The following is a 20,604-nucleotide window of genomic DNA, read 5'->3' as shown; positions in this document are numbered from 1 at the left end:
ACAACAAAAACCCCCGGACTCACATCCAGGGGTTATCAGATACAACTCAACGCGTTGTGGGATTACGCTTCAATAGCAGCGCGAAGTTTTTTCATCGCGTTCTTTTCCAACTGGCGCACACGCTCAGCGGAAACACCGTAACGGTCAGCCAGTTCCTGCAACGTAGATTTGTTGTCTTCGTCCAGCCAGCGCGCGCGGATGATGTCCTGGCTACGTTCGTCCAGACCTTGCATCGCATCAGTCAGACGGTTTGCCGCCTGCTCTTCCCAGTTATCATCTTCAATGCCATCGGCAAAGTTAGATGATTTATCCTGCAGATAGAGCACCGGAGCCATCGGCTGGCTATCAGAATCGTCGTCGGAAGACAGGTCAAAGGTCATGTCCTGTGCCGCCATACGCGATTCCATCTCACGTACGTCTTTGCTGGTTACGCCCAGTTCACGGGCCACCATTTCAACTTCATCCTGATTAAACCAGCCCAGACGCTGCTTGGTTTTACGCAGGTTGAAGAACAGTTTGCGCTGCGCTTTGGTGGTCGCAACTTTAACGATACGCCAGTTACGCAGAACGTATTCGTGGATCTCTGCTTTGATCCAGTGGACGGCGAAGGAGACCAGGCGCACCCCCACTTCGGGGTTAAAACGGCGCACGGCTTTCATCAGGCCGATATTACCTTCCTGAATTAAATCCGCCTGTGGCAGGCCATAGCCCGCATAATTACGAGCAATATGAACAACAAACCGCAGGTGAGACAGGATCAGCGTTTTAGCTGCTTCCAGATCGCCATGGTAATGCAGCTTTTCAGCCAGCGCCCGCTCCTCGTCAGCCGACAACATCGGCCACGCATTAGCTGCCCGGATGTAAGAATCCAGGTTGCCAACAGGGGCTAAAGCTAAACTTTGCATTTTGTCAGTCATTCAAATCCTCTCAATCGATATCTTCTGGCGCTTCAGTGGTAGCAACAACTGTGCCAGAGCTTAAGAGCAACGAGATTATCATTCACAGTTTTATCAGACCGTGATTTTATCCACAAGTTCAATGCTGGTTTGTGAATAAATTACGCACAAAATGTGACATAGAGATGAAATACCGGGAAGAGACAACGGGGTCTCTTTCCCTGCTACGGAACCCATTGCAAGGAAAGAGTATAGCACGCTTTTATTATTCCGGCGTAAAGTGGCGTAAATGTTGCACCGTGGCAAGCCACGCTGCCACCCAGCCAATCATTGAACACACCAGCAGCAACAGCAGACATTCATCGAACGATAAGCCATTGATATCAAACTTCGTTCCGAAAACCTGTGCCACTTCCGCAACCGCCGATGACAAACGCAGTACCAAAATTTCCGACAAAATTAATGACAGCAATGCGCCGGAAAATCCCAGCAATGCGCCACCATAAAGGAACGGGCGGAGGATGAAACCATCCGTCGCACCAATCAGTTTCTGCACGTTAATAGAATCGCGGCGGGCAAAAATGCTCAGACGCACACTGTTGCCGATGACCAGGAACACTGCCGCAACCATCAGCACGCCGATCATTGCCGAAACACGTCCGACCAACCCGGTTAGCGCCGTCAGGCGGGCAAACCAGCTATCGTCCATTCGTACTTCATCAATTCCGTTAATCTGCATGATGCGATCGCGCAGCGTATTCAGTGACTCCGTACCCTGAAAATCCAGTTTCGGGATCACCACAGCCACCGCCGGAAGTGGGTTTTCCTCCAGCATATCGAGAGCGCCGCCAAAGCCAGACCAGTTACGGAACTCGCCTAACGCATCCTCGCGCGACAGGTAATTGACCTTCTCAACGCCCTGCTCGGCCTGTAACTGCGCTACCACACCCGCTGCGGCGTCATCGTCCAGCGTTTTTTGCAGATAGACGGTAATTTGCGGTGATGGGTAGTACTGCGTCGCCGCCTGGTTAACGTTTTTGTACACCATATAACAAACGCTTGGCAGCGTCAGAGAGATGGCGATCACCATCACCGTCAAAAATGTGGCAAACGGCTTGCTTTTCAGATCCTGCAAGGCGCCGTGAAACGCATAACGTACTTGTTCGTTGAAAACGTTGGTTTTGCGATTTACCGGTTTTGGCGGGGATTTCGCTCGTTTCGGCGCGTTACGACCACCGTCGCCAGAGCCACCGACTGATTTACGGAAGCGATCCAGACGCCCGCCAAACTGCCGAATATGATTGATTGCATCGCGTTTATTCATGGGGCACGCCTCCATGCAAGTGACCATCGCTCAAGGTCAGCATGCGATAGGAACGCCGTGCAATCAGGTTGATGTCGTGCGTTGCCATCAATACCGTTACTCCAACGCGGTTAAACTCTTCAAATAGCCGTAAAATCCCTTCAGACAACGCGTCATCCAGGTTACCAGTCGGTTCGTCCGCCAGCAGTACCGCGGGCTTGTTCACCACCGCGCGGGCAATGCCAACACGCTGTTGTTCACCGCCGGAAAGCTGAATCGGAAAGTTCTTCGCTTTGTCCAGTAGACCGACTTTATCCAGCGCAGCCGACACGCGGCGACGGATGTCGTCACCGCTGGCACCGGCAATAATGAGCGGGATCGCCACGTTATCGTAGACGGTACGGTCCATCAGCAGATGATGATCCTGAAAAATCATACCGATCTGACGACGCAGAAATGGCACCTCGCGATTTTTCAGTCGCGTGATGTCATGGCCGCTAAACCAGATTTTCCCAGCACTGGGCCGCTCAATCCCACAAATCAGCTTCAGGAGGGTACTTTTCCCTGCGCCGGAATGACCGGTCAGAAACGCCATCTCACCCGGCTGCATATGGAACGTCACGCCCTGCAGCGCTTGCCTCCCACCGAGATAAGCCTTGCTGACATGTTCAAAGCGAATCATTGTTAATCCTCTCGGGCAAAAAGTGCCTCAATAAAGTCGTCCGCTTTAAACGGACGCAAATCCTCAATACGTTCGCCGACACCAATGTAGCGGATAGGAATACCAAACTGGTCAGCCACCGAGAAAATTACCCCACCTTTCGCTGTACCGTCCAGTTTCGTCAACGTAATGCCGGTTAAACCAACCGCTTCGTGGAACAGTTTGGCCTGGCTTACCGCATTCTGCCCGGTGCTGGCGTCAATTGTCAGCATAACTTCATGCGGGGCTTCAACGTCGAGCTTCTTCATCACGCGGACGATTTTCTTCAGCTCTTCCATCAGGTGCGATTTGTTCTGCAAACGTCCGGCGGTATCGGCAATTAATACGTCGATGTTACGTGCCTTCGCAGCCTGAATGGCATCGAAGATAACAGAGGCAGAATCGGCACCAGTATGCTGAGCAATCACCGGAATATTGTTGCGCTGGCCCCAGACCTGAAGCTGTTCAACCGCTGCCGCACGGAAGGTATCGCCCGCCGCCAGCATCACCGATTTACCCTGCTGCTCAAACTGACGCGCCAGCTTACCGATAGTGGTGGTTTTACCCACGCCGTTAACGCCTACCATCAGGATCACAAACGGCGCTTTGCCTTCGACGTTAAGCGGTTCATCGACTTTTGCCAGAATCTCGCCCATCTCTTCTTTCAACAGGCCGTAGAGCGCCTCAGCATCGCGAAGCTGCTTGCGGGTCGCGCCTTCGGTCAGATTAGTGATGATTTTGCGCGTAGTTTCCACACCTACGTCGGCAATGAGCAGTTGTTCTTCCAGCTCTTCAAACAGATCATCGTCGATTTTTTTGCCACGGAACAGGCTGATAAATCCTGAACCGAGGTTTTCTTTAGTCTTCAGAAGGCTGCGTTTCAGGCGCGCGAAGAAACCTTCTTTGGTTGGTTTTTCCTGCTCCTGGGCAATTTCTTCAACCAACGGCTCTTCTTCTACCGCAGGAACAAGCTCCACCGCCTCTTCTGCGGCTTCATCAGACAACGCCTGCGCTTCCAGCTCTTCGTCGGTAATCTCTTCTTTTGCCGCTTCTTCTTCCGCCGCGTCGACAATCTCCACCGTTTCTGCTTCTGCCTGCCATTCTTCTGGCGAAATCTCTTCGGTTTTGACTTCTTCCGGCAGCGGTTGCTCTTCACGCTCACTAACCACAGGCTCAGGTGTGGCTTCAGATTCAACTACCGGTTCCGGCTCTGCAATAACTTCCGGTTCGCTAACCGCTTCCGGCTGCGCTTTTTCGTTTTCGGCAACCTGTTCAGTGACTTGAACGACGTCGGCAGCGAAAGTTTCCGCCTCTGCTTCAGTATGTGTCTGAGGCAGCTCTTCTGTAGGCTGTTCAGCGACCTTCGCAGGCTCTTGCGCCTGAACAGTCTCTTCTACAACCGGTTGATCGTTCTGGACTTCTGTCTCTTTTTCCGGGGTCTGCTCTTTTTGACCAAAGCCCAGCCAGGAAAAAAAGCCACGTTTTTTTTCTTTCGCCATCTGCGACTACACTCCTCGCTGTTGCTTCATGGCACAGCGTTAACGACGCTATGTACATAGCAGCTATAAAAATGATGAAATAGTCTATCACTTAACTTAATTCACATCACCGCCTGCAAGTATGTGTTAACAGGCGGATTGAGCAAATTGTCATGAAAAAACCGAATCATTTCGGCAGCGGCCAAATCCGCATAATTGGCGGTCAGTGGCGAGGCCGTAAACTCCCGGTTCCGAATAGCCCTGGTCTGCGCCCCACCACCGATCGCGTACGTGAAACGCTGTTTAACTGGCTGGCGCCAGTCATTGTTGATGCGCAATGTCTGGATTGTTTCGCCGGCAGCGGCGCACTGGGGCTGGAAGCCTTGTCGCGCTACGCTGCGGGGGCTACGCTGATTGAGATGGAGCGCACAGTTTCTCAGCAGTTAATCAAAAATCTGGCGACGCTGAAAGCAGGCAATGCACGCGTGGTGAACAGTAATGCGATGTCATTCCTGGCGCAAAAAGGTACGCCGCATAATATCGTATTTGTCGATCCGCCATTCCGTCGTGGCTTGTTAGAAGAGACGATTAATTTACTGGAAGATAACGGCTGGCTGGCTGACGAAGCCTGGATTTATGTCGAAAGCGAAGTCGAAAACGGTCTGCCCACCGTTCCGGCAAACTGGTCGTTATATCGCGAAAAGGTGGCGGGTCAGGTTGCTTATCGCCTGTATCAACGTGAAACACAAGGAGAAAGTGATGCTGATTAATATTGGACGCTTGTTAATGCTCTGCGTATGGGGATTTTTAATCCTTAATATTTTTCAGCCCTTCCCACGCCCGCTGAATATTTTCGTTAATGTGGCGCTGATTTTTACCGTGCTGATGCATGGTATGCAACTGGCGCTATTGCAATCGACCTTACCGAAAGATGGCCCGCAGATGACGACCGCCGAAAAGGTGCGTATTTTCCTTTTCGGCGTGTTTGAACTGTTAATCTGGCAGAAGAAATTTAAAGTTAAAAAATAGCGTTATTGCTCACCAACAAAGCTGACAAAGCGCGTTCCTTTATAGCTCAGCGTACCTTTCTCCCCCACCGTCAGGGCGTGGTACTGCTGAGCATCAAGGCGGAAGGTCTGCTCCAGCCCGCCGCTTTGCGGTTTGAAACTTGCCTCATAGCGCATGCTGGTTCCAGCCGGAGTGACCTCCTGCTGACGCGAACGGCGATCGTTAATCGGTTTTTCCCGCTTGTTGCTCACCACCACCAGCTTTTGCTGGAGCGGAGCCATATCATTATCAGCTTTTTCCCGTCGCTGCTGCATAAAGCGAAATGATGCAGCGACAATAATTAAGCCAATGATAACAATAAAGAAAAGAGGTGGTTTACTCATCGTTATCCCTCATCGGAAAATGAGGAAATAAGCATACCCTGCCAGTTATGGTGTTGTCATCCGTCCACCCTCGCCACTAAACTGGAGGCAAGACCGTAAGCATTCCGCTTACGAAAAAATAACGAATTCAAGGAACTAAGATGCTTTGGTCGTTTATCGCTGTCTGTCTTTCCGCATGGCTATCTGTGGATGCATCGTATCGTGGGCCGGCCTGGCAACGCTGGGTATTTAAGCCATTAACTCTTCTTCTCCTGTTGTTGCTGGCCTGGCAAGCGCCAATGTTTGACGCTATCGGCTATCTGGTGCTGGCGGGGCTGTGCGCGTCATTGTTGGGCGATGCCTTAACCCTGTTACCACACCAGCGCCTGATGTACGCCATCGGCGCGTTTTTCCTCTCCCACCTGCTGTACACCATCTATTTCGCCAGCCAGATGACATTCTCTTTTTTCTGGCCGCTACCGTTGGTGCTGCTAATACTGGGAGCGCTGTTGCTGGCGATTATCTGGACGCGTCTGGAAGAGTTCCGTTGGCCTATCTGTACTTTTGTCGGCATGACGCTGGTGATGGTGTGGCTGGCAGGCGAGCTATGGTTCTTCCGCCCGACCGCTCCGGCACTCTCTGCCTTCATGGGTACGGCGCTACTGTTTATCAGTAACGTTGTCTGGCTGGGTAGCCATTATCGCCGCCGCTTCCGTGCGGATAATGCGATTACCGCAGCGTGCTACTTTGCTGGTCATTTCCTCATCGTCCGCTCACTGTATCTCTGATAAAACTTGACTCTGGAGTCGGCTCCAGAGTGTATCCTTCGGTTAATGAGAAAATACTTAACCGGAGGATGCCATGTCGACTCCCTACCATCACGGCAAAAAAGCCCCTCAATTTGCCACGTTCAAACCGCTAACCACGGCACAGAACGCCAATGAATGTTGCTGCGACGGCGCATGTTCCAGCACGCCAACGCTCGCTGAAAACATCTCCGGCACCCGCTATAGCTGGAAAGTCAGCGGTATGGACTGTGCCGCCTGTGCGCGCAAAGTAGAAAATGCCGTGCGCCAGCTTTCTGGCGTGAACCAGGTACAGGTGTTGTTCGCCACCGAAAAACTGGTGGTGGATGCCGACAATGACATTCGCGCCCAGGTTGAATCTGCGGTGCAAAAAGCGGGCTATTCCCTGCGCGATGAACAGACCGCCGAAGAACCGCAAGCATCACGCCTGAAAGAGAATCTACCGCTGATTACGCTTATTGTGATGATGGTTCTTAGTTGGGGACTGGAGCAATTTAACCATCCGTTCGGACAACTGGCATTTATCGCCACCACACTGGTTGGTTTGTATCCGATTGCTCGCCAGGCACTGCAGTTAATTAAATCCGGCAGCTACTTTGCCATCGAAACATTGATGAGCGTAGCCGCTATCGGCGCGCTGTTTATTGGTGCAACGGCGGAAGCCGCGATGGTGTTATTGCTGTTTTTGATTGGCGAACGACTGGAAGGTTGGGCCGCCAACCGAGCACGTCAGGGCGTCAGCGCGTTAATGGCACTGAAACCGGAAACCGCCACGCGCCTGCGTAATGGCGAGCGCGAAGAAGTCGCGATTAACAGCCTGCGCCCAGGCGATGTTATCGAAGTTGCGGCGGGCGGGCGTTTGCCTGCCGACGGTAAACTGCTCTCACCGTTTGCCAGTTTTGATGAAAGCGCCCTGACCGGAGAATCCATTCCTGTGGAGCGCGCGACGGGCGATAAAGTTCCTGCAGGCGCCACCAGCGTGGACCGTCTGGTTACCCTGGAAGTGCTGTCAGAACCAGGCGCCAGCGCCATTGACCGCATTCTGAAACTGATTGAAGAAGCCGAAGAACGCCGCGCACCTATTGAACGTTTTATCGACCGTTTCAGCCGCATTTACACGCCAGCGATTATGGCGATCGCCTTGCTGGTAACACTGGTGCCGCCGCTGCTGTTTGCCGCAAGCTGGCAGGAGTGGATTTATAAAGGGCTGACGTTACTGCTGATTGGCTGCCCGTGCGCGCTGGTTATCTCCACGCCAGCAGCGATTACCTCCGGGCTGGCGGCTGCGGCGCGTTGTGGCGCGTTGATTAAAGGTGGTGCGGCGCTGGAGCAGTTAGGTCGTGTCACTCAGGTCGCATTTGATAAAACCGGGACGCTGACGGTCGGGAAACCGCGCGTAACCGCGATTCATCCGGCAACAGACATTAGCGAATCTGAACTGCTGGCGCTGGCTGCTGCCGTAGAGCAAGGTGCGACGCATCCACTGGCGCAAGCTATCGTGCGCGAGGCGCAGGTTGCCGGGTTAACCATTCCCGCCGCCGAATCGCAACGGGCGCTGGTCGGGTCTGGAATTGAAGCGCAAGTCAACGGCGAGCGCGTACTGATTTGCGCTGCCGGGAAACATCCTGCCGACGCATTCGCCGCATTGATTAACGAACTGGAAAGCGCCGGGCAAACGGTGGTGCTGGTCGTACGCAATTCTCAGGTACTCGGCGTGATTGCCTTGCAGGATACCCTGCGTGCCGATGCCGCGACGGCCATCAGTGAACTGAATGCGCTGGACGTCAAAGGAGTAATCCTCACTGGCGATAATCCACGCGCAGCGGCAGCGATTGCCGGGGAACTGGGACTGGAATTTAAAGCCGGATTATTGCCGGAAGATAAAGTCAAAGCGGTAACGGCGTTGAATCAGCGCGCACCGTTGGCGATGGTGGGTGACGGCATTAACGACGCACCAGCCATGAAAGCCGCTGCCATTGGGATTGCAATGGGTAGTGGTACAGACGTGGCGCTGGAAACTGCTGACGCGGCATTGACGCATAACCACCTGCGCGGCCTGGTGCAAATGATTGAACTGGCGCGTGCCACTCACGCCAACATCCGCCAGAACATCACCATTGCGCTGGGGTTGAAAGGCATTTTCCTCGTCACGACGCTTTTAGGGATGACCGGCCTGTGGCTGGCAGTGCTGGCAGATACGGGGGCGACAGTGCTGGTAACGGCGAATGCGTTAAGATTGTTGCGTAAAAAGAGCTAATCTTTTCGGATTGCTGCCATCCTGACCATGATATACGGTGAGTCCTGCGAAGTTATCGAATACGGACTTCGCGGGATCTCACTAAATAACATATAAATGGAATCAATGGATGATGATTACGTTACATTCAAAGTACTGTGGAAGGCTCGATGTTGATGAGTCAGAAGGATTCGCGGAATACGTAACCGTTGCGCTTAACAATGAGAAACGCACTGTCTGGCTAAATATTTTTGGCGATGTTCTACCAAATACCCCGGTCGATAAAGTTATTGCCCTGCTGGATAGTCTCCCTGCATGTACTGAAGTTATCCGCAATGTACTTACCCAAAAGAAAGGAACAAATGTGTTTGTTGATGAGTTTATTGAATTTCATTTAGATGAACTCGACACTGAAACACTGCAATCGCTTAATATAACCCCACCTACACACGAGGCTTGTGCTAACCAACTTACTTTACGTGGCGTCCATATGTGGATAGCAGCCCCTGCCCCCGGTACGTTAAAAATGACGCTGGATTATGGAGTACCAGAGGATGTCTCGGATGAGTTATTAGTATTTAACTTCGACGAGCATGGTGAATTACTGGATATTACCTGGGAAAGTTAAGCCTTTTGCCGCCGGGATTCCCTCGGCGGCACTTCTGGAATCATTTCCGTATACCAGGCTTAGTGCTGGGCCGGGAAAGGCGGCATGGTAAGGAAAGCATAATATAGCGCTAACATCAGAATGACAGAGATAACACTGAATGCAGCAACCAGGCGGGATGCTAATAATGGTCTTTTGAACATCAACCATAGTGCATAAGCCAACCCGACGCCGTTAAGTAAAGGTAAAAAAATCATTAGCCAGGGTTCCCCCCAGGCAAGTAACCCCAACCATCCCGCCACGACGATAAAAACAGGGAGCAGCCAATTGGGGGTGAACATCGCGATTAATCCCAGCAATGCCAGACAAACTGGAATTAAATAATCCATTTCTGTATTCCATTACACTTACTTGCCGGATGCGGCGTGAACGCCTTATCCGTCCTACAAACCGATTGCAAGCCGCAATATTGAGCGCGATCGGTCCCCCTCGCCCCCTGAGAAGAGGAACTTGCGGTGATCCACCTTAACCCGATTTGCGAATCAAATAACGATAAGGCAGTCCGTCCGTCTCTTTAGCAACCAGTTCGTGTTCCATAAAGGTACAAAACCCAGGAATATCGCGGGTCGTCGCCGGATCGTCAGCAATAATCAGCAATGTTTCGCCAGGCTGCATATTGCGCACGGTTTTACGCACCATCATCACCGGTTCCGGGCAACGCAGGCCAAGCGCATCAAGAGTATGGTCGGGACTGGAAAAGAGATCGGTCATTTTCTTCTCATCATATAAAAAAACGGCGCTAGTTTACGCCCTGTGAGTCTGTAAGCAAACCAGGTTAACGATTGCGTGAAAATTAACCATTGCATTGTCAACGTAAAGCAGTATCATGCGGCGGCTCGAAAAAGGGTAAGCACGTTATTCTATTAAGATAATAGACGTGTCGTACGTATTGGGTTCCCTCACCCCAATGGTTAATCAAAAAGGTACAATATGAACGCTTTCTCACAAACTCAGCGCTATAAGGCGTTGTTCTGGTTATCGTTATTTCACCTGCTGGTGATTACCTCCAGTAACTATCTGGTTCAGCTTCCCGTCTCCATTTTTGGTTTTCACACTACCTGGGGCGCATTTAGCTTTCCGTTTATTTTTCTTGCTACCGACCTGACCGTGCGTATTTTTGGCGCACCGCTGGCTCGTCGCATCATCTTTGCGGTAATGATCCCCGCACTGCTGATCTCCTACGTTATCTCATCGCTGTTTTATATGGGTTCATGGCAGGGATTCGGCGCGCTCGCCCACTTCAACCTGTTTGTTGCCCGTATCGCTACCGCCAGCTTCATGGCCTACGCGCTGGGACAGATCCTCGACGTGCACGTCTTTAACCGCCTGCGCCAGAGTCGTCACTGGTGGCTGGCGCCGACGGCTTCCACACTGTTCGGTAACGTCAGCGACACGTTGGCCTTCTTCTTCATTGCGTTCTGGCGCAGCCCGGATGCCTTTATGGCTGAACACTGGATGGAAATCGCGCTGGTCGATTACTGTTTCAAAGTGTTAATCAGCATTGTTTTCTTCCTGCCAATGTATGGCGTATTACTCAATATGCTATTGAAAAGACTGGCAGATAAATCCGAAATCAACGCTTTGCAGGCGAGTTAAAGGTTCGTTATCAGAGTTGTGATAAGATGGATGAATGAGCCGTTATGGCCGTTTATCGATAAGGAAGAAGTCAATGCGCAATCTGGTTAAATATGTCGGAATTGGCCTGCTGGTTATGGGGCTTGCGGCCTGTGATGATAAAGACACTAACGCTACTGCGGAGGGTACTGTCGCGGAAAGTAACGCTGTCGGGAATCCCGTCAACCTGCTTGATGGCAAGTTGAGTTTCTCGCTGCCAGCGGATATGACCGACCAGAGCGGTAAGCTGGGAACGCAGGCCAATAACATGCACGTCTGGTCAGATGCCACTGGGCAGAAAGCGGTGATTGTCATTATGGGCGATGATCCGAAAGAAGATCTGGCGGTGCTGGCGAAACGTCTGGAAGACCAGCAACGTAGCCGCGATCCACAACTGCAAGTAGTGACCAACAAAGCCATTGAGCTGAAAGGTCATAAAATGCAGCAATTAGACAGCATTATCTCTGCGAAAGGCCAGACGGCGTACTCTTCCGTCATTCTGGGTAACGTGGGCAATCAACTGCTGACCATGCAAATCACGCTGCCTGCTGACAATCAGCAAAAAGCGCAGACTACCGCAGAAAACATCATTAATACGCTGGTTATTCAGTAATTTTTAGGATGATGAGACGGCCTCAGGAACTTCCACCGGAGGCCGTTTTTTTAATCGCCACGCCAGCAATAGCGCGATTGCCACCAGCCCCGCCGCCGACAGATAAATCACCGACACGCCTGCCCAACTCATCACCAGCCCAGCCAACGGCCCAGTGACGCCCAACGATAAATCCATAAACACGGTATAGGTTGCCAGCGCCGCCCCCTGATTCTGTTGCGGAACGGCTTTTACCGCCACTACGCCCAATGCCGGGAATACCAGCGAAAAACCCGCCCCCGCCAGTAAGACACCGATTTTCGCCATCCACGGCAGGGTCGCCACACCGACCAGCAGCAGACCGATAATCTCAACGCTAAAGCAGAGCATCGCCACGTTTAAGCCGCCGATGCGATTAATACCGTTAGGGAATAACAGCCGCGTACCGACAAACGCACAGCTAAACAGCGTCAGCGCGAAGGCCGCACCGTCCCAACCTTTCGCGTCATAAAACAGCGTGATAAAGGTGGCGATGACGCCAAACCCGGCGGAAGCCAGTGCCAGCGCCATGCCGTATAACCAGACGCGCCCAAGCACTGCACGAAACGGCAGTGGTTTGCCTTTGCTGGCTTTTACCGTTGGACGCGGGATCGCCAACAGAATGGCAACCAGCGCCACGCCCATAATGATTAACGCCAGCGCCTGCAAACCGCCCCAGTGATAAAACAGCACGCCCAACGGTGCGCCCATCGCCATCGCCCCATAAGTGACAATACCGTTCCACGAAATCACCCGCCCGATATGCAACGAACCAACCACGCCAACGCCCCACAGCGTTGATCCCGTTCCGGCAAAACTTTGACCAATCCCCAGAATCACGCGACCCAGACAAAGGAGTAACAGACTGATAATCGGCAGACTGGCGGTTAACCCAGCCAGAAGATATCCCAGGCCACTTAAAAAACAGCCGCACAAGCCAAAGACAACAATCTTTTTTGGCCCCAGCAAATCGGCATAACGCCCGGCATGAGGACGGCTCAGCAAGGTAGCGAAATATTGCAGACTGATAACCAGCCCCGCCCAGAAAGCGCTAAAGCCCATCACATCATGGACATAGCCCGGCAATACGGCGAGCGGCAACCCGATAGTCAGATAGCTGGCGAAGTTAAACATGACGATGGAGACAATGCGTAGGTTAAGGCGCAATCCGTTTAGCGCAGGTTCGGCAACGGGTTCAGGCATGAGGATCACCACATTTTTGCAACAGTGTTTCATTTTTACCACGGGTTAGCGTGAAAATCAGCAGTAAGAATCAGAATATCGCTGGCGTGACTCCCGCTACACTTAATAGCAAAAGCCACAGGGAAGCCCCGATGGATACTCCTCAACCCGATAAAACGGGTATGCATATTCTGCTGAAACTGGCCTCTCTGGTGGTGATCCTCGCGGGTATTCACGCTGCGGCAGATATCATTGTGCAATTGTTACTGGCGCTCTTTTTCGCCATCATTCTCAACCCTCTGGTCAACTGGTTTATTCGTCGAGGAGTCCGACGCCCCATCGCCATTACCATCGTGGTAGTGGTGATGCTAATCGCACTCACCGCACTGGTTGGCGTGCTGGCGGCATCGTTTAACGAATTTATCTCTATGCTGCCGAAATTTAATCAGGAGCTGACACGTAAGCTCTTTAAATTACAGGAGATATTGCCTTTCCTTAACCTACATATGTCACCGGAAAAGCTGCTTCAGCGAATGGACTCAGAAAAGCTGGTAACGTTCACCACAGCATTAATGACCGGGCTTTCTGGAGCCATGGCGAGTGTGCTCCTGCTGGTGATGACCGTAGTATTTATGCTGTTTGAAGTACGCCACGTTCCTTACAAAATGCGCTTTGCGTTGAATAATCCGCAGATCCACATCGCTGGACTGCATCGCGCATTAAAAGGCGTTTCGCATTATCTGGCTTTAAAGACGCTACTCAGTTTATGGACAGGCGTGATCGTCTGGCTGGGACTGGCGCTGATGGGCGTACAGTTCGCGTTGATGTGGGCGGTGCTGGCATTTTTACTCAACTATGTTCCCAATATCGGCGCGGTACTCTCCGCCGTACCGCCAATGATCCAGGTACTGCTGTTTAATGGCGTTTATGAATGCATTCTGGTCGGTGCGCTATTTTTAGTTGTCCATATGGTTATCGGCAATATTTTAGAACCACGGATGATGGGCCATCGGCTGGGGATGTCCACCCTGGTGGTATTTCTTTCATTGCTGATTTGGGGATGGCTGCTCGGTCCGGTCGGAATGCTGCTCTCGGTGCCATTAACCAGCGTGTGTAAAATCTGGATGGAAACCACGAAAGGCGGCAGCAAACTGGCGATTTTACTGGGGCCAGGCAGACCGAAAAGTCGGTTACCGGGATGAGGCGACAAGTGTTACGATACGCACTTTCATTTTCCATTAAACGTTGGCCCTGATATGTATCGGATAGTTCTGGGGAAAGTTTCTACCCTAAGCGCAGCTCCACTGTCACCAGCTTTACGTGAGCAAGCACCGCAAGGTCCACGACGCGAACGCTGGCTGGCGGGACGCGCGTTACTTTCTCGCGCACTTTCGCCACTGCCGGACATTATCTACGGTGAACAAGGCAAACCTGCATTCACGCCGGACACCCCACTCTGGTTCAACTTAAGCCATAGCGGTGACGATATCGCCCTGCTGTTGAGTGATGAAGGGGAAGTCGGCTGCGATATCGAAGTGATTCGCCCACGCGCAAACTGGCGCTGGCTGGCAAACGCGGTATTCAGCCTCGGGGAACACGTTGAAATGGATGCCGCACATCCTGACCAACAACTGGAAGTATTCTGGCGCATCTGGACGCGCAAAGAAGCCATCGTTAAACAGCGCGGCGGCAGCGCCTGGCAAATCGTCAGCGTAGACAGCACCTATCAATCCTCGCTGTCGCTCAGCCATTGTCAGATTGAAAATTTAAGTCTGGCGATCTGCACACCTACTCCCTTTACGCTCACCGCCGATAGTGTGCAATGGATCGATTCAGTTAACTGATCCGCCCATCCGACTGCCCATCTATTGATCCAGAACAGGTAATAAGTATGACGAATACTTAAAATCGTCATACTTATTTCCGCCATCTATTTTAATCCATTGGGGTTACCATGTTCTCCACACTCCGCCGCACTTTATTTGCGCTGCTGGCTTGTGCGTCTTTTATCGTCCATGCCGCTGCACCAGATGAAATCACCACCGCCTGGCCGGTAAACGTCGGGCCATTAAACCCGCACCTTTACACGCCTAACCAGATGTTCGCTCAGAGCATGGTTTATGAACCACTGGTGAAATACCAGGCAGACGGTTCGGTGATCCCGTGGCTGGCAAAAAGCTGGACCCATTCGCAAGATGGTAAAACCTGGACCTTCACCCTGCGTGATGGCGTGAAATTCTCCAACGGCGAGCCGTTCGATGCCGAGGCCGCAGCAGAAAACTTCCGCGCGGTGCTCGATAATCGTCAGCGTCACGCCTGGCTGGAACTGGCAAATCAGATTATTGATGCCAAAGCACTCAGTAAAAACGAGCTGCAAATCACGCTGAAAAGTGCTTACTACCCATTCTTGCAAGAACTTGCCCTACCGCGTCCTTTCCGCTTTATCGCCCCGTCACAATTTAAAAATCACGAAACCATGAACGGGATAAAAGCGCCGATTGGCACCGGACCGTGGGTTTTGCAGGAATCGAAACTGAATCAATACGATGTCTTTATCCGTAACGAAAACTACTGGGGTGAAAAACCTGCGATTAAAAAGATCACTTTCAAAGTGATCCCGGACCCAACCACCCGTGCGGTGGCATTTGAAACCGGGGATATCGACTTGCTGTACGGTAACGAAGGATTATTACCGCTCGATACCTTCGCCCGCTTTAGCCAGAATCCGGCTTACCACACCCAACTGTCACAGCCGATCGAAACCGTGATGCTGGCGCTCAACACTGCCAAAGCCCCCACCAACGAGCTGGCAGTACGTGAAGCGCTCAACTACGCGGTGAACAAAAAATCGCTGATTGATAACGCGTTGTATGGCACCCAACAAGTTGCCGACACTCTGTTTGCCCCTTCAGTGCCTTACGCTAATCTCGGCCTGAAACCGCGCCAGTACGATCCGCAGAAAGCGAAAGCGTTGCTGGAAAAAACAGGCTGGACATTGCCAGCAGGCAAAGATATCCGCGAGAAAAACGGTCAGCCGCTGCGCATTGAATTGTCGTTTATCGGCACCGATGCGTTAAGCAAATCAATGGCGGAAATCATTCAGGCTGATATGCGCCAGATTGGCGCGGATGTCACGCTGATCGGCGAAGAAGAGAGCAGTATCTACGCGCGTCAGCGCGACGGGCGTTTTGGCATGATTTTCCACCGTACCTGGGGCGCGCCGTACGATCCCCACGCCTTCCTGAGTTCGATGCGCGTACCGTCGCACGCCGACTTCCAGGCACAGCAAGGATTAGCCGACAAGCCGCTGATTGATAAAGAGATCGGCGAAGTGCTGGCGACCCATGACGAAACGCAACGTCAGGCGCTGTATCGCGACATTCTGACCCGTCTGCATGACGAGGCGGTTTATCTGCCTATCAGCTACATCTCAATGATGGTGGTATCAAAACCGGAACTGGGCAACATCCCCTATGCGCCGATCGCCACCGAAATCCCGTTCGAACAGATTAAACCGGTGAAACCTTAATGTTGCGTTACGTATTACGCCGCTTTCTGCTGCTGATCCCGATGGTGCTCGCCGCCTCGGTGATCATCTTTTTGATGCTGCGCCTCGGCACCGGTGACCCGGCGCTCGATTATCTGCGTCTGTCTAACCTGCCGCCGACGCCGGAAATGCTGGCTTCTACCCGCACCATGCTGGGGCTGGATCAGCCACTATACGTACAGTACGGCACCTGGCTGTGGAAGGCGCTGCATCTCGATTTCGGTATCTCATTCGCCAGCCAACGCCCGGTGCTGGACGATATGCTGAACTTCCTGCCCGCAACGCTGGAGCTGGCGGGTGCGGCGCTGGTGTTAATTCTCCTCACCTCCGTGCCGCTCGGCATCTGGGCGGCGCGCCATCGCGATCGCCTGCCCGATTTCGCCGTCCGTTTCATCGCGTTTCTCGGCGTATCGATGCCTAACTTCTGGCTGGCGTTTTTGCTGGTGATGGCGTTTTCAGTGTATCTGCAATGGCTGCCCGCGATGGGTTACGGCGGCTGGCAGCACATCATTTTACCTGCGGTTTCCATCGCCTTTATGTCGCTGGCGATAAACGCTCGCCTGTTGCGCGCCAGTATGCTGGACGTCGCCGGTCAGCGTCATGTCACCTGGGCGCGGCTACGCGGTCTGAGCGACAAACAGACCGAACGCCGCCATATTCTGCGCAATGCCTCGCTGCCGATGATCACTGCCGTGGGGATGCACATCGGCGAACTGATCGGCGGGACGATGATTATCGAAAACATCTTTGCCTGGCCGGGCGTCGGGCGCTATGCGGTGTCGGCGATTTTTAACCGTGACTATCCGGTGATTCAGTGCTTTACGCTGATGATGGTGGTGGTTTTTGTGGTCTGTAATTTGATTGTCGATTTGCTCAACGCCGCGCTGGACCCGCGTATTCGTCGTCATGAAGGAGCGCACGCGTGAACTTTTTCCTCTCCTCCCGCTGGTCGGTTCGCCTGGCGCTAATCATTATCGCCCTGCTGGCGCTGATTGCGCTCACCAGCCAGTGGTGGCTACCGTATGACCCTCAGGCTATTGATTTGCCGTCGCGCCTGCTCTCGCCGGATGCGCAGCACTGGCTGGGCACCGATCATTTAGGGCGCGATATTTTCTCGCGGCTGATGGCAGCGACCCGCGTGTCGCTCGGCTCGGTAATGGCCTGCCTGCTGTTGGTGCTGACATTAGGGCTGATTATTGGCGGCAGCGCCGGGCTGATTGGCGGGCGCGTTGATCAGGCCACCATGCGCGTCGCGGATATGTTTATGACCTTCCCAACCTCGATTTTGTCGTTCTTTATGGTCGGCGTGCTCGGCACCGGGCTGACTAACGTGATTATCGCCATCGCCCTGTCGCACTGGGCGTGGTATGCGCGTATGGTGCGAAGCCTGGTGATTTCACTGCGTCAGCGCGAGTTTGTGCTGGCATCACGGCTGTCCGGCGCGGGCCATGTGCGGGTATTTGTTGACCATCTGGCAGGCGCAGTGATCCCCTCGTTGCTGGTGCTGGCAACGCTGGATATCGGCCATATGATGCTGCACGTCGCGGGGATGTCCTTCCTCGGCCTCGGCGTGACCGCGCCGACCGCCGAATGGGGCGTGATGATTAACGACGCGCGCCAGTATATCTGGACCCAGCCGCTGCAAATGTTCTGGCCGGGGCTGGCGCTGTTTATCAGCGTAATGGCTTTTAACCAGGTGGGTGACGCACTGCGCGATCATCTGGACCCTCATCTGGTGACGGAGCACGCACACTAATGCCGCAACAGATTGAACTACGTAATATCGCGCTACAGGCCGTGCAACCGCTAGTGCACGGCGTATCATTAACGCTGAAACGTGGGCGCGTGTTGGCATTAGTCGGCGGCAGCGGCAGCGGGAAATCATTAACCTGCGCCGCGACGCTGGGCATTCTGCCCGCAGGCGTTCGCCAGACGGCAGGGGAAATTTTAGCCGATGGCAAACCGGTTTCCCCCTGCACCCTGCGCGGCATCAAAATTGCCACCATCATGCAGAACCCGCGCAGCGCCTTTAATCCGCTGCATACCATGCTCACCCACGCGCGGGAAACCTGCCTGGCGTTAGGGAAACCCGCCGATGACGCTACGCTTACCGCCGCCATAGAAGCCGTGGGGCTGGAAAACGCCGCGCGCGTGCTGAAGCTGTACCCGTTCGAGATGAGCGGCGGCATGTTACAGCGGATGATGATTGCGATGGCGGTGCTGTGTGAATCACCGTTTATCATCGCCGACGAACCGACCACAGACCTTGACGTAGTAGCGCAGGCGCGCATCCTCGATCTGCTGGAAAGCATTATGCAAAAACAAGCGCCGGGGATGTTGCTGGTCACTCATGATATGGGCGTGGTAGCCCGTCTGGCGGACGACGTGGCGGTAATGTCGCACGGTAAGATTGTCGAACAGGGCGATGTCGAAACGCTGTTTAACGCACCGCAACATCCGGTGACGCGCAGCCTGGTTTCCGCTCACCTCGCCCTCTATGGTATGGAGCTGGCATCATGACTTTACTTAACGTCTCCGACCTTTCGCACCATTATGCACACGGCGGATTCAGTGGTAAACATCAGCACCAGGCGGTGCTGAAAAATGTCTCTCTGACTCTGAAAAGCGGTGAAACCGTCGCCCTGCTGGGGCGCAGCGGCTGCGGGAAAAGCACCCTCGCGCGGCTATTGGTCGGTTTAGAATCGCCCTCACAGGGCAATATTAGCTGGCGCGGAGAACCGTTGGCGAAACTCAATCGCGCGCAACGTAAAGCGTTCCGCCGTGATATTCAGATGGTATTTCAGGACTCTATCAGCGCCGTTAACCCGCGTAAAACTGTGCGCGAGATCCTGCGTGAACCGATGCGCCACCTGTTATCGCTGAAAAAATCGGAGCAACTGGCGCGCGCCAGCGAAATGCTGAAGGCGGTCGATCTCGACGATAGCGTGCTCGACAAACGCCCACCGCAGTTAAGCGGCGGTCAGCTCCAGCGCGTCTGCCTGGCGCGCGCGCTGGCGGTCGAACCGAAACTGCTGATTCTGGATGAAGCCGTTTCTAACCTTGACCTCGTATTACAGGCGGGCGTCATTCGTCTGCTGAAAAAGCTGCAACAGCAATTTGGCACCGCCTGCCTGTTCATCACCCACGACTTACGTCTGGTGGAACGTTTTTGCCAGCGAGTGATGGTCATGGACAACGGGCAAATTGTCGAAACGCAAGCGGTGGGAGACAAATTAACCTTTTCCTCTGACGCCGGACGTGTGCTACAAAACGCGGTATTACCCGCATTCCCCGTGCGCCGTCGCGCCACAGAAAAGGTTTAACGCAAATGCAACGAGTCACCATCACGCTTGATGACGATTTACTGGAGACGCTGGACAGCCTGAGCCAACGTCGTGGTTATAACAACCGTTCCGAAGCGATCCGCGATATTCTGCGTAGCGCCCTGGCCCAGGAGGCCACCCAGCAACACGGCACGCAAGGCTTCGCGGTGCTTTCTTATGTGTATGAACACGAAAAACGCGACTTAGCCAGCCGTATCGTCTCCACACAGCACCATCACCACGATCTCTCGGTCGCCACGCTACATGTGCATATTAATCACGACGACTGTCTGGAAATCGCCGTGCTGAAGGGCGACATGGGCGACGTGCAGCATTTTGCCGATGACGTTATCGCCCAGCGCGGCGTGCGGCACGGGCATTTGCAGTGCTTACCGAAGGAAGATTAACTCCTCCCGACGCGCCGTAATTTTCTGGCGGCGCGGTAAAATCCTGCCAAATATCGACTTCCATCACATTTTTTTGATCACGATTAGGTCCCCCAAAATGTGAGACGCTTCGATCCTCTTTTTCGCCTGTTCACCTACTATACGCTTGAAGTTGTCCATGATTGTCCATGGACAACTGTAAATGTTCAGGTGCGCGCCATGAAATCATTAAGTAAATCGTCCCAAATACCGCTCTATCAACAAGTGGTGGAATGGATAAGAGAAAGTATTTATACCGGGGATCTGGTGGAAGACGATCGCATTCCCTCGGAATACCAGGTGATGCTGCCAACTTACTGATTTAGTGTATGATGGTGTTTTTGAGGTGCTCCAGTGGCTTCTGTTTCTATTAGCTGTCCCTCCTGTTCAGCTACTGACGGGGTGGTGCGTAACGGCAAAAGCACC

The 20,604-nt window shown here is 53.2% G+C and carries 24 protein-coding genes and 1 pseudogene; 17 read left to right on the top strand and 8 right to left on the bottom strand.

What is annotated here, in order from left to right:
* Positions 1-62: 62 nt before the first annotated feature.
* From rpoH to ftsY, 4 genes are all read right to left on the bottom strand, one after another.
* The gene (gene rpoH / locus EA14781_RS15285) at positions 63-917 is read right to left on the bottom strand and encodes an RNA polymerase sigma factor RpoH (protein WP_000130217.1); all 855 of its coding nucleotides are present in this window, start codon (positions 915-917) and stop codon (positions 63-65) included.
* Positions 918-1,161: 244 nt separating this feature from the next.
* Positions 1,162-2,220: a permease-like cell division protein FtsX gene (gene ftsX / locus EA14781_RS15280; protein ID WP_001041994.1), complete on the bottom strand. Its 1,059-nt coding sequence runs from the start codon at positions 2,218-2,220 to the stop codon at positions 1,162-1,164.
* The gene (ftsE, locus tag EA14781_RS15275; RefSeq protein WP_000617720.1) at positions 2,213-2,881 is read right to left on the bottom strand and encodes a cell division ATP-binding protein FtsE; all 669 of its coding nucleotides are present in this window, start codon (positions 2,879-2,881) and stop codon (positions 2,213-2,215) included. Before ftsE ends, ftsX begins: the two co-directional genes overlap by 8 nt.
* A gap of 2 nt (positions 2,882-2,883) precedes the next feature.
* A complete protein-coding gene (gene ftsY, locus EA14781_RS15270; protein WP_001040612.1) occupies positions 2,884-4,398 on the bottom strand; it encodes a signal recognition particle-docking protein FtsY in 1,515 nt (504 codons plus the stop codon).
* A gap of 152 nt (positions 4,399-4,550) precedes the next feature.
* Here ftsY and rsmD point away from each other — a divergent pair, with 152 nt between their 5' ends.
* Positions 4,551-5,147: a 16S rRNA (guanine(966)-N(2))-methyltransferase gene (gene rsmD / locus EA14781_RS15265; RefSeq protein WP_000743177.1), complete on the top strand. Its 597-nt coding sequence runs from the start codon at positions 4,551-4,553 to the stop codon at positions 5,145-5,147.
* Positions 5,137-5,406, top strand: a complete 270-nt coding sequence (locus EA14781_RS15260) for a DUF1145 family protein (RefSeq protein ID WP_001329804.1) — start codon at positions 5,137-5,139, stop codon at positions 5,404-5,406. Before rsmD ends, EA14781_RS15260 begins: the two co-directional genes overlap by 11 nt.
* A 2-nt stretch (positions 5,407-5,408) precedes the next feature.
* Here the strand turns inward: EA14781_RS15260 and EA14781_RS15255 are convergent, their stop codons facing one another.
* Complete coding sequence (locus EA14781_RS15255; protein WP_000042881.1) at positions 5,409-5,768, bottom strand: DUF2500 domain-containing protein; 360 nt, start codon at positions 5,766-5,768, stop codon at positions 5,409-5,411.
* A 140-nt stretch (positions 5,769-5,908) separates the two neighbouring features.
* Here EA14781_RS15255 and EA14781_RS15250 point away from each other — a divergent pair, with 140 nt between their 5' ends.
* From EA14781_RS15250 to EA14781_RS15240, 3 genes are all read left to right on the top strand, one after another.
* The gene (locus EA14781_RS15250) at positions 5,909-6,535 is read left to right on the top strand and encodes a lysoplasmalogenase (protein ID WP_000964704.1); all 627 of its coding nucleotides are present in this window, start codon (positions 5,909-5,911) and stop codon (positions 6,533-6,535) included.
* A 73-nt stretch (positions 6,536-6,608) separates the two neighbouring features.
* Positions 6,609-8,810 (top strand): Zn(II)/Cd(II)/Pb(II) translocating P-type ATPase ZntA, encoded by a 2,202-nt coding sequence (zntA, locus tag EA14781_RS15245; protein WP_000106986.1) that lies wholly within the window; start codon positions 6,609-6,611, stop codon positions 8,808-8,810.
* A 109-nt stretch (positions 8,811-8,919) separates the two neighbouring features.
* Positions 8,920-9,417 (top strand): DUF2004 domain-containing protein, encoded by a 498-nt coding sequence (locus EA14781_RS15240; protein ID WP_000973633.1) that lies wholly within the window; start codon positions 8,920-8,922, stop codon positions 9,415-9,417.
* A 59-nt stretch (positions 9,418-9,476) separates the two neighbouring features.
* Here the strand turns inward: EA14781_RS15240 and EA14781_RS15235 are convergent, their stop codons facing one another.
* Entirely contained in the window at positions 9,477-9,785 is a 309-nt protein-coding gene (locus EA14781_RS15235; RefSeq protein ID WP_000385053.1) for a hypothetical protein, read from the bottom strand.
* Positions 9,786-9,921: 136 nt separating this feature from the next.
* Positions 9,922-10,167 (bottom strand): sulfurtransferase TusA, encoded by a 246-nt coding sequence (gene tusA / locus EA14781_RS15230; protein WP_000130623.1) that lies wholly within the window; start codon positions 10,165-10,167, stop codon positions 9,922-9,924.
* Positions 10,168-10,386: 219 nt separating this feature from the next.
* Between tusA and EA14781_RS15225 the strand changes: the two genes are divergently transcribed.
* Both EA14781_RS15225 and dcrB read left to right on the top strand, forming a co-directional pair.
* Positions 10,387-11,052, top strand: a complete 666-nt coding sequence (locus tag EA14781_RS15225) for a 7-cyano-7-deazaguanine/7-aminomethyl-7-deazaguanine transporter (protein WP_000991080.1) — start codon at positions 10,387-10,389, stop codon at positions 11,050-11,052.
* Positions 11,053-11,125: 73 nt separating this feature from the next.
* Positions 11,126-11,683 (top strand): phage sensitivity protein DcrB, encoded by a 558-nt coding sequence (gene dcrB, locus EA14781_RS15220; protein WP_001245288.1) that lies wholly within the window; start codon positions 11,126-11,128, stop codon positions 11,681-11,683.
* Positions 11,684-11,686: 3 nt separating this feature from the next.
* Here dcrB and EA14781_RS15215 read toward each other — a convergent pair whose 3' ends face one another.
* The gene (locus EA14781_RS15215) at positions 11,687-12,937 is read right to left on the bottom strand and encodes an MFS transporter (RefSeq protein ID WP_002460255.1); all 1,251 of its coding nucleotides are present in this window, start codon (positions 12,935-12,937) and stop codon (positions 11,687-11,689) included.
* Positions 12,938-13,035: 98 nt separating this feature from the next.
* On the opposite strand from EA14781_RS15215, the gene EA14781_RS15210 reads away from it, so the two are divergent.
* From EA14781_RS15210 to EA14781_RS23480, 10 genes and pseudogenes are all read left to right on the top strand, one after another.
* A complete protein-coding gene (locus tag EA14781_RS15210) occupies positions 13,036-14,085 on the top strand; it encodes an AI-2E family transporter (protein ID WP_002460257.1) in 1,050 nt (349 codons plus the stop codon).
* Positions 14,086-14,139: 54 nt separating this feature from the next.
* A complete protein-coding gene (gene acpT, locus EA14781_RS15205; protein ID WP_000285797.1) occupies positions 14,140-14,727 on the top strand; it encodes a 4'-phosphopantetheinyl transferase AcpT in 588 nt (195 codons plus the stop codon).
* A 110-nt stretch (positions 14,728-14,837) separates the two neighbouring features.
* Positions 14,838-16,412 carry a nickel ABC transporter substrate-binding protein gene (gene nikA, locus EA14781_RS15200; RefSeq protein WP_000493134.1) on the top strand — a complete coding sequence of 525 codons (1,575 nt, stop codon included), beginning with the start codon at positions 14,838-14,840 and terminating at the stop codon, positions 16,410-16,412.
* The gene (gene nikB, locus EA14781_RS15195) at positions 16,412-17,356 is read left to right on the top strand and encodes a nickel ABC transporter permease subunit NikB (protein WP_000947070.1); all 945 of its coding nucleotides are present in this window, start codon (positions 16,412-16,414) and stop codon (positions 17,354-17,356) included. The genes nikA and nikB overlap by 1 nt, the downstream gene beginning before the upstream one ends.
* A complete protein-coding gene (nikC, locus tag EA14781_RS15190) occupies positions 17,353-18,186 on the top strand; it encodes a nickel ABC transporter permease subunit NikC (protein WP_001008958.1) in 834 nt (277 codons plus the stop codon). The genes nikB and nikC overlap by 4 nt, the downstream gene beginning before the upstream one ends.
* Positions 18,186-18,950, top strand: a complete 765-nt coding sequence (gene nikD, locus EA14781_RS15185) for a nickel import ATP-binding protein NikD (protein WP_001136252.1) — start codon at positions 18,186-18,188, stop codon at positions 18,948-18,950. The genes nikC and nikD overlap by 1 nt, the downstream gene beginning before the upstream one ends.
* Positions 18,947-19,753 carry a nickel import ATP-binding protein NikE gene (nikE, locus tag EA14781_RS15180; protein WP_000173676.1) on the top strand — a complete coding sequence of 269 codons (807 nt, stop codon included), beginning with the start codon at positions 18,947-18,949 and terminating at the stop codon, positions 19,751-19,753. The genes nikD and nikE overlap by 4 nt, the downstream gene beginning before the upstream one ends.
* Positions 19,754-19,758: 5 nt before the next feature.
* The gene (gene nikR / locus EA14781_RS15175) at positions 19,759-20,160 is read left to right on the top strand and encodes a nickel-responsive transcriptional regulator NikR (protein WP_001190062.1); all 402 of its coding nucleotides are present in this window, start codon (positions 19,759-19,761) and stop codon (positions 20,158-20,160) included.
* Between the two features lie 198 nt (positions 20,161-20,358).
* Positions 20,359-20,484 (top strand): annotated as a pseudogene (locus tag EA14781_RS25260) (GntR family transcriptional regulator); the annotation flags it as partial.
* Positions 20,485-20,532: 48 nt separating this feature from the next.
* Positions 20,533-20,604: IS1 family transposase (locus tag EA14781_RS23480; RefSeq protein WP_001568368.1), on the top strand; the 72-nt coding region annotated here is incomplete at its 3' end.

The organism is Escherichia albertii NBRC 107761 = DSM 17582, from assembly GCF_000759775.1.
Lineage (GTDB): Bacteria > Pseudomonadota > Gammaproteobacteria > Enterobacterales > Enterobacteriaceae > Escherichia > Escherichia albertii.
This window is presented reverse-complemented; position numbering and strand designations above follow the sequence as displayed.

What these genes read in the sequence shown, in the direction of transcription:
- nikE (WP_000173676.1), top strand. Translation starts at nt 18,947, where the DNA reads ATGACTTTACTTAACGTCTCCGACCTTTCGCACCATTATGCACACGGC.
- EA14781_RS15250 (WP_000964704.1), top strand. Translation starts at nt 5,909, where the DNA reads ATGCTTTGGTCGTTTATCGCTGTCTGTCTTTCCGCATGGCTATCTGTG.
- EA14781_RS15235 (WP_000385053.1), bottom strand. Translation starts at nt 9,785, where the DNA reads ATGGATTATTTAATTCCAGTTTGTCTGGCATTGCTGGGATTAATCGCG.
- tusA (WP_000130623.1), bottom strand. Translation starts at nt 10,167, where the DNA reads ATGACCGATCTCTTTTCCAGTCCCGACCATACTCTTGATGCGCTTGGC.
- nikA (WP_000493134.1), top strand. Translation starts at nt 14,838, where the DNA reads ATGTTCTCCACACTCCGCCGCACTTTATTTGCGCTGCTGGCTTGTGCG.
- acpT (WP_000285797.1), top strand. Translation starts at nt 14,140, where the DNA reads ATGTATCGGATAGTTCTGGGGAAAGTTTCTACCCTAAGCGCAGCTCCA.
- rsmD (WP_000743177.1), top strand. Translation starts at nt 4,551, where the DNA reads ATGAAAAAACCGAATCATTTCGGCAGCGGCCAAATCCGCATAATTGGC.
- ftsX (WP_001041994.1), bottom strand. Translation starts at nt 2,220, where the DNA reads ATGAATAAACGCGATGCAATCAATCATATTCGGCAGTTTGGCGGGCGT.
- EA14781_RS15225 (WP_000991080.1), top strand. Translation starts at nt 10,387, where the DNA reads ATGAACGCTTTCTCACAAACTCAGCGCTATAAGGCGTTGTTCTGGTTA.
- EA14781_RS15215 (WP_002460255.1), bottom strand. Translation starts at nt 12,937, where the DNA reads ATGAAACACTGTTGCAAAAATGTGGTGATCCTCATGCCTGAACCCGTT.
- EA14781_RS15260 (WP_001329804.1), top strand. Translation starts at nt 5,137, where the DNA reads ATGCTGATTAATATTGGACGCTTGTTAATGCTCTGCGTATGGGGATTT.
- EA14781_RS15240 (WP_000973633.1), top strand. Translation starts at nt 8,920, where the DNA reads ATGATGATTACGTTACATTCAAAGTACTGTGGAAGGCTCGATGTTGAT.
- ftsY (WP_001040612.1), bottom strand. Translation starts at nt 4,398, where the DNA reads ATGGCGAAAGAAAAAAAACGTGGCTTTTTTTCCTGGCTGGGCTTTGGT.
- nikD (WP_001136252.1), top strand. Translation starts at nt 18,186, where the DNA reads ATGCCGCAACAGATTGAACTACGTAATATCGCGCTACAGGCCGTGCAA.
- EA14781_RS15255 (WP_000042881.1), bottom strand. Translation starts at nt 5,768, where the DNA reads ATGAGTAAACCACCTCTTTTCTTTATTGTTATCATTGGCTTAATTATT.
- rpoH (WP_000130217.1), bottom strand. Translation starts at nt 917, where the DNA reads ATGACTGACAAAATGCAAAGTTTAGCTTTAGCCCCTGTTGGCAACCTG.
- nikB (WP_000947070.1), top strand. Translation starts at nt 16,412, where the DNA reads ATGTTGCGTTACGTATTACGCCGCTTTCTGCTGCTGATCCCGATGGTG.
- dcrB (WP_001245288.1), top strand. Translation starts at nt 11,126, where the DNA reads ATGCGCAATCTGGTTAAATATGTCGGAATTGGCCTGCTGGTTATGGGG.
- ftsE (WP_000617720.1), bottom strand. Translation starts at nt 2,881, where the DNA reads ATGATTCGCTTTGAACATGTCAGCAAGGCTTATCTCGGTGGGAGGCAA.
- zntA (WP_000106986.1), top strand. Translation starts at nt 6,609, where the DNA reads ATGTCGACTCCCTACCATCACGGCAAAAAAGCCCCTCAATTTGCCACG.
- EA14781_RS15210 (WP_002460257.1), top strand. Translation starts at nt 13,036, where the DNA reads ATGGATACTCCTCAACCCGATAAAACGGGTATGCATATTCTGCTGAAA.
- nikR (WP_001190062.1), top strand. Translation starts at nt 19,759, where the DNA reads ATGCAACGAGTCACCATCACGCTTGATGACGATTTACTGGAGACGCTG.